The sequence below is a fragment of the Flavobacterium sp. genome (assembly GCF_025352015.1).
Classification (GTDB): Bacteria; Bacteroidota; Bacteroidia; order Flavobacteriales; family Flavobacteriaceae; genus Flavobacterium.
In genome coordinates this window covers 1-6,872 of sequence record NZ_JANXUG010000110.1, presented here as the reverse complement: position 1 = coordinate 6,872, position 6,872 = coordinate 1, and the positions used below count along the sequence as shown (strand labels likewise).

The window sequence follows — 6,872 nt, the reverse complement described above, 5'->3', positions numbered from 1 at the left end:
GAACCCAAAGATACTTTGGCAAGCATTATCACAAGAGATTTTGGTAATTTTGAGAATTTTAAAACTCAATTTTCTGATACTGCTGAAAAACAATTTGGCTCCGGATGGGCATGGTTAATAGCAGATAAAACAGGAAAACTTATAGTTACAGGGACTCCAAATCAAGATAATCCTTTGATGCCAAAACAACTTGTTGCAGGAACACCACTTTTAAATCTTGACGTTTGGGAACACGCTTATTATTTAGATTACCAATACAAACGCAAAAGATATATTGAAAACTACTTCAAAATTATCAATTGGAAAAAAGTTTCCGAACGATATCAAGAAGCGATTGCGAAGAAATAAAAAATTCCTTATCCTATTTGATAAGGAATTTTAGTTTTTAAGTACTACCAAATAACCACTCTGTCATTTTCTGGAAGGAACATTTTGTTTCCTGGTTTTACGTTAAATGCTTTGTAAAATTCAGGAATATTCATCAATGGACCATTAATTCTGAATTGTGCTGGCGCGTGTACATCAGACATAATTTGCCTTGCTAATGATTCATCTTTTGCATGAACCATCCAAGCATAACCATACGCCAAGAAGTATCTTTGATCAGGCGTAAAATTGCTTATTTTTTCTTGTTTTTTGTATTGCTTTGTTTTTTTAAACGCTTCGTAACCCATGATGACACCACCTAAATCGGCAATGTTTTCGCCTTGAGTAGCTTCTCCGTTTATAAACTTTCCTTTAAGCGGTTCAAACTTGCTAAATTGGGCTACAATGGCTTTTGTTTTTTGGGTAAATTTTGCTTTATCTTCCGCAGTCCACCAATCTTTCAAATTTCCTTTGTCATCGTATTGACTTCCTTGATCATCAAAACCATGTGTGATTTCGTGTCCAAAAGTAGAACCTCCAATAATTCCATACAAAATGGCATCATCGGGCATTCTTCCCTCAAAACCTGGCACTAAAATATTACAAGCAGGAACACAAATTTCATTGTTACTAGGATTATAATACGCGTTGTAAGTTTGTGGAAACATTCCCCATTCTGTTCTATCAACAGGATTTCCGAATTTTTTAATCATATAATTATAAGACCATTTATTGGCAGCCATCACATTGGCACAATACTCATTTCTAGAGATAGAAACGCTACTCAAATCTTTCCATTTGTTGGGATAACCAACTTTCATGACGATTTTACTCAATTTAAAAAGTGCTTTTTTCTTGGTTTCTTCGCTCATCCAATCCAATTTTTTGATATGCTCTGCATAAACCTCGCGAATGTTATTCCCAATTTCTAGTAACTTTTCTTTTGATTCTTTTGGCAAATAATCTGCCACATACACTTGACCTATTAATTCCCCCAGTGAACCATCTGTTTGTTCCACAATTCTTTTCCATCTTGGTTTTTGCTTTTTCACACCATTCAATACAGTAGAATAGAAGTAGAAATTTTGTTTTTCGATGGTATTATTCAAATAAGAAGCATAAGTATTTACAACATTCCATTTTAAATAGGCTTTCCAATCTTCGATAGAATAGGTTGTCACAATTTTATCCAATCCTTTGTAAAATTCTGGTTGTCCCACAATAATAGTATCCGCCTTTGTAATTCCTAATTGTGGTAAAATAGTTTCCCAGGCTAATGACGGCGTTGATGCTTTGAATTGCACCAAAGTCATTTTGTTATAATTCTTAATTGGGTCGCGAAGTGCTTCAAGTTTTCTGCTGTTTTTAGCCAAATCGGTTTCCAATTTGATAATCGTTTCTGACTCATTTTTAGCTTTATCAGCAGCATCACCTGCTAATTGCATTATTGCCTGTATGTGTTTTACATATTCGGTTCTGATTTTTACTGTTTCGGCATCTGTATTAAAATAATAATCACGTTGACCCAAACCCAAACCACCCTGACTAAAAAACAACGCATTTTTAGAACTTATTTTATCGTCCTGACCAACTCCAAAAGAAAATGCTGGTCCGGCACCAATAGTATGTAAGTAACCAATAGTGGTCATCAAAGTATGAATATCTTTGACAGCCTCAATTTTTGCGAATTGAAATGCCAATGGCTTTAAACCTACTTTTTCAATGGCTAAAGTATCCATTCCCGAAGCATAAAAGTCGCCGATTTTTTGTTCGTTACTACCTTTTTTTGCCTCTTTGTTTTTAGCCGATTTTTCACAAATATTTTTAATTTGGGCGTTAATTGTATCTCCAATAGTTCTAAAAATACCGTTACTACTTTCGCTGCTAGGAATAGGATTCATTTTAAACCAAGTTCCATTGGCATAAGTAAAAAAATCATCACCTGGAACAACGGTTGTATCTCTGTTTGTGACTAATGGATCTGTATAATGAATTTCTTTTTTGTTGCAGCTAATTGCTAGTAATACTGACAACAAACTGATAATAAGTTTGGTTTTTAATTGCATGTGTTATTGTTTTGATTTGATTAGTCTAAAAATAAAAATGTTACCAAATGTATCGTATTTATATAATTTTTACGCTATAAAACAAAAAAAGTGCCTGAATAATCAAGCACTTTATAAAAATTTAATTTTACTATTTTTTTTCTTCTGTTGCTTTTTTAGCAGCGCAACACGCTTTCTTTTCGCCTGACGCACACATTTTTTTCTCGCTAGTCGAACACGTTTTCTCTGTTTTTGCTTTTTCTTTTTTCTTTTCTTGCGCATTTACATTCATCGAAAACATAAAGGCAAAAACCGCCATTACTGAAATTACTTTTTTCATTTGTATAAAATTTTATTAATTACTATTTAAATCATATCAAAAGTAGAAAAATTAATTGATTGCAAACACAGTTTAACATTCTATTTAAGTTAAAATTAATTTCAACATTTTTATACTAAATTTAGTATAACTACGTTTTAAATTGTAGAAATTTGCGTAAAACGATATTAATTATGGATACAATAAAAATTCTTTGGGTTGATGATGAAATTGATTTATTAAAACCACACATCTTATTTCTTGAAAAGAAAAATTATAAAGTAACTACTTTCAACAATGGTCGAGATGCTGTAGATGCTTTTGAAGATGGAGATTTTGACATTGTTTTTCTTGATGAAAATATGCCTGGAATGAGTGGTTTAGAAACGCTTTCTGAAATGAAAGAAAAAAAATCATCCACACCCATGATTATGATTACCAAAAGTGAGGAAGAATACATCATGGAGGAAGCTATTGGCTCCAAGATAGCCGACTATTTGATTAAACCTGTGAATCCGAATCAAATACTATTGAGTTTAAAGAAAAACCTTGATCATTCCCGATTAATTTCAGAAAAAACAACATTGGATTACCAAAAAGAATTCCGAAAGATTGCTATGGAAATGGCCATGGTTAACAGTTATGAAGATTGGATTGAACTCTATAAAAAACTCATCTTTTGGGAATTAGAACTTGAGAACATCAACGATCAAAGCATGTTTGAAATTCTCGAAAGCCAAAAGGTAGAAGCCAATGCGCAGTTTGGGAAATTTATTGAACGCAATTACGAAGATTGGTTCAGTCCAAAGGCGGATAAACCCATTCAATCCCATACTTTGTTCAGAGAATTGGTCGTTCCCGAATTGGTAAAAAAAGACAAACCCGTACTTTTTGTTGTAATCGATAATCTTCGTTATGACCAATGGAAAGCCATCGAAAGCGTCGTAAGCAATTATTTTAAATTAGAAAAAGAAGTCCCATATTATGCAAGTTTGCCAACCGCAACGCAGTATGCTCGTAACTCCATATTTTCGGGTTTGACACCACTCGAAATGGAGAAACAATTCCCTCAATATTGGAAAAATGATGTGGAGGACGGTGGAAAAAATTTATATGAAGCCGAATTTTTAACGGCACATTTAAAACGATTAGGTCTTAATATCAAACAGGAATATTTTAAAATTACCAATTTAGCCAATGGAAAAAAACTCGCCGAAAACTTCAAAGGTTTAAAGGATAACAATCTTGTTACGGTTGTATACAACTTTGTGGATATGCTGTCTCACGCGAAAACCGAGATGGATGTTGTAAAAGAATTGGCTTCAGATGATAAAGCCTATCGCTCCTTAACATTGAGCTGGTTTAAGAATTCACCCCTTTTAGAAATCATTCAACAAGCACAAAAGTTAGGTTTTAAATTAATTATCACTACCGATCATGGAACTATCAATGTTAAACATCCTTCCAAAGTGATTGGCGATAAAAACACGAGTTTAAATCTTCGATACAAAACTGGAAGAAGTTTGACGTATGAAGATAAGGAAGTTTTTGCAGTTCGAGATCCAAAAAAAATTGGATTACCAACCATCAATATGAGTAGTTCTTATATTTTTGCAAAGAATGATTTTTTCTTGGCGTATGTCAATAATTACAATCATTATGTGAGTTATTATAAAAACACTTATCAACACGGTGGCATTTCATTGGAAGAAATGATAGTTCCCTTTTTAGTTTTTAATCCAAAGTAGAAAAGTACAAAGTTTTCAGTAATCAGTTAGAAACGAAATCCTGAACACAAAATTCTGAACATTAATTCAAATGGAAATCCTATTTTCAATAGACGAAATTCAAGAAGTTGCCCAAAAAATCATTGCCGAAAAACCTAATAAAGTGATTCTTTTTTATGGCGTTATGGGTGTTGGTAAAACAACTTTAATAAAAGCACTGTCACAACAACTTGGCGTGCATGATGCTACGAGTAGTCCAACATTTTCTATTGTAAACGAATATCAAGCCAAAAATAATCAGAAGGTATACCATTTTGATGTGTACCGTTTGAAGTCAGAAATCGAAGCTTTGGATATGGGAATTGATGAATATTTATACTCTGGAAACTGGTGTTTTATCGAATGGGCAGAAAAAATTCCAAATTTACTTCCTGATAATCATTCAACAATTCACTTGTTTCAATCTGTTGATGGTAAAAGACATTTAAGATTGACCTAATTGAAGAAAAAATTGTAATTTGCTTCAAAATTAACTGTTCACTATGGCTCTTACACCTTTCACAAAGCAACAGCTTTTGCCTCAAGAGGAAAAATTAGAAGTATACCGTCATAAGAGCGAACTTTTTATTGGGATACCAAAAGAAACTTCTTATCAGGAAAGACGCATTTGCTTAACACCCGATGCTGTCAATTCCCTTACTTCACACGGTCATAAAGTGATGATAGAATCGGGTGCAGGATTAAGTGCTAGCTATACTGATAACGAATTTAGCGATGCTGGTGCTACCATTACCCAAGACACCAAAAAAGTGTTGAGTTGCCCAATGATTCTAAAAGTTGAACCTTTAACAATGGAAGAAATTGCATTAGTGAATATGAATGCTATTGTGATTTCTGCAATACAATTAAAAACAAGAAAAAAAGAATACTTCGAGGCTTTATCCAAGAAAAAAATAACAGCACTTGCTTTTGAATACATCAAAGACGAAGATGGATCTTATCCTGCGGTGAAATCATTGAGCGAAATTGCCGGAACAGCCTCTGTTTTAATTGCGGCCGAATTAATGATAAACAATCAGTTTGGAAAAGGGTTGTTGTTAGGCAATATTACTGGAGTTTCTCCTACTGATGTTGTCATTCTTGGTGCTGGAACCGTTGGTGAGTTTGCTGCAAAAACTGCTTTGGGTTTAGGAGCCAATGTCAAAGTTTTTGATAATTCGATTACAAAATTACGCCGACTACAAAACAATTTGAATCAACGTATTTTTACTTCTACCATTCAACCCAAATCATTGCTGAAAGCGCTTCGCCGGTGCGACGTGGCTATTGGCGCAATGCGCGGCAAAGAACGTTGCCCAGTTGTAGTGACAGAAACAATGGTAGAACACATGAAAAAAGGTGCCGTTATCGTGGATGTCAGTATTGATACAGGTGGTTGTTTTGAAACTTCAGAAATTACAACTCATGAAAATCCCACATTCATAAAAAACAATATTATTCATTATTGCGTTCCCAATATTCCCTCACGGTATTCAAAAACGGCTTCGCTCTCTATCAGTAATATCATTACGCCTTACTTACTTCAAATTGCCGAAGATGGTGGTTTGGAAAGTGCTATTCGTTGCAACAAAGGACTCAAAAATGGGGTTTATCTTTACCACGGCATTTTAACCAACAAAGCTATTGGTGATTGGTTCAATCTTCCGGATAATGATATAAATTTAATCGTTTTTTAAAATAAATCTTTTTTAAAACTTATTGAATATCGAACATTGATTACTTTTGCCAAAAATTAAACTACTATGAAATTTTACCAACGATTTGCCTACTATTTAGTTGGTTTGGTAATGGGCGGTTTTTTTGTTGCTGCAGTTTTAAGCGGAAAAGATACTCGCTGTAATTATTTCCCCAATGCAAGGGTTTTGAATGACTTAAGAACTAAACCATTTCTGTATGATAGAGAAGCTTCTAGGCGTCTTTTAGAAGATTGGGTTGATACGCTGGACATCAAAAACACGTTAACTTATGGTGATGTAGATTTTGACAAAAGTAACGTTAAAGAAGAAGGTGGTAAACTTTATGTCATTTATGGTAAAACCCGTAAAGGCAAAGAAATAACATTAGAAGTAATTAATTACCCTGAAAAAGCGGTGCTTCGAAATATAATTAAGAAAGGAAAATAGTAATAAGGTTGGATGTATTTACTAGTTTTATATTTTATTTAATCTGTCCTTTCTTGTGCGTGAAGCACATTTTACTCCTCTATCTTTTAAGTAGTTAACCCTTAAAAAGCGTTCTTTTTAATTTCCACAAAAATAGGAGTATTATTTTCAGGATAGAAGTTGAACAAATAATTAAGCCAAAAAACAATTTTCTTCTTGATTTGGTTGAATCGGAGCTTAAAATTGTACCCGA

The 6,872-nt window shown here is 33.6% G+C and carries 7 protein-coding genes; 5 read left to right on the top strand and 2 right to left on the bottom strand.

Annotated features, from left to right (window positions below; translation table 11 throughout):
- Nucleotides 1–348, top strand: a 348-nt coding sequence (locus Q0Q96_RS11115; RefSeq protein ID WP_293875366.1) for a Fe-Mn family superoxide dismutase, incomplete at its 5' end; no start/stop codon positions are given.
- A 44-nt stretch (nucleotides 349–392) separates the two neighbouring features.
- Here the strand turns inward: Q0Q96_RS11115 and Q0Q96_RS11110 are convergent.
- Together Q0Q96_RS11110 and Q0Q96_RS11105 are read right to left on the bottom strand one after the other, a co-directional pair.
- Nucleotides 393–2,432, bottom strand: coding sequence for a M13 family metallopeptidase (locus Q0Q96_RS11110; RefSeq protein WP_293875364.1), 2,040 nt, complete (start codon nucleotides 2,430–2,432; stop codon nucleotides 393–395).
- Nucleotides 2,433–2,562: 130 nt separating this feature from the next.
- Nucleotides 2,563–2,751 carry a hypothetical protein gene (locus Q0Q96_RS11105; protein WP_293875362.1) on the bottom strand — a complete coding sequence of 63 codons (189 nt, stop codon included), beginning with the start codon at nucleotides 2,749–2,751 and terminating at the stop codon, nucleotides 2,563–2,565.
- A 173-nt stretch (nucleotides 2,752–2,924) separates the two neighbouring features.
- Here Q0Q96_RS11105 and Q0Q96_RS11100 point away from each other — a divergent pair, with 173 nt between their 5' ends.
- The 4 genes from Q0Q96_RS11100 to Q0Q96_RS11085 all read left to right on the top strand — a co-directional run bounded on the left by Q0Q96_RS11100 (nucleotide 2,925) and on the right by Q0Q96_RS11085 (nucleotide 6,640).
- Nucleotides 2,925–4,478, top strand: coding sequence for a response regulator (locus Q0Q96_RS11100; protein ID WP_293875360.1), 1,554 nt, complete (start codon nucleotides 2,925–2,927; stop codon nucleotides 4,476–4,478).
- A gap of 70 nt (nucleotides 4,479–4,548) precedes the next feature.
- The gene (gene tsaE / locus Q0Q96_RS11095; RefSeq protein ID WP_293875358.1) at nucleotides 4,549–4,956 is read left to right on the top strand and encodes a tRNA (adenosine(37)-N6)-threonylcarbamoyltransferase complex ATPase subunit type 1 TsaE; all 408 of its coding nucleotides are present in this window, start codon (nucleotides 4,549–4,551) and stop codon (nucleotides 4,954–4,956) included.
- Nucleotides 4,957–4,999: 43 nt separating this feature from the next.
- On the top strand, nucleotides 5,000–6,193 hold the full coding sequence (locus Q0Q96_RS11090; protein ID WP_293875356.1) for an alanine dehydrogenase: 1,194 nt from the start codon (nucleotides 5,000–5,002) through the stop codon (nucleotides 6,191–6,193).
- Between the two features lie 66 nt (nucleotides 6,194–6,259).
- Complete coding sequence (locus Q0Q96_RS11085) at nucleotides 6,260–6,640, top strand: DUF4258 domain-containing protein (protein ID WP_293875354.1); 381 nt, start codon at nucleotides 6,260–6,262, stop codon at nucleotides 6,638–6,640.
- Nucleotides 6,641–6,872 lie beyond the last annotated feature (232 nt).